This window comes from Polaromonas sp. P1_G2 (assembly GCF_056405515.1).
The window spans coordinates 1-364 of sequence record NZ_JBFUBY010001715.1; the positions used below are offsets into that span (position 1 = coordinate 1).

The following is a 364-nucleotide window of genomic DNA, read 5'->3' on the forward strand; positions in this document are numbered from 1 at the left end:
GGATGTGACGGCGCTGGGCTGCCTGCCGCCGACCAAGGAACCACGCGCCACCGAGCACATCGCCGGCATGGTGAAAATCATTCAGCAGCTTCTCGACCGCGGCCATGCCTATATCGCCACCGGCGCCGAGGGCAGGGAAGTGCTGTTCTCGACTGGCTCCATGCCCGATTATGGCCAACTCTCGAAGCGCAAGCTGGAAGATCAGCAGGCCGGCGCCCGCGTCGCCGTCGAAGCGCACAAGAAAAACCCGGCGGATTTCGTTCTCTGGAAGGAGTCAGCCCCCGATCAGCCCGGCTGGAACGGAGAATTCGCGACTGACCGCGAAAAGGTGACGATCTTCGGTCGGCCCGGCTGGCATATCGAG

General features: G+C 63.5%; 1 pseudogene. It reads left to right on the forward strand.

The features are described 5' to 3' along the window. A pseudogene (locus tag AC1D0P_RS32250) lies at positions 1–364 on the forward strand (cysteine--tRNA ligase); the annotation flags it as partial.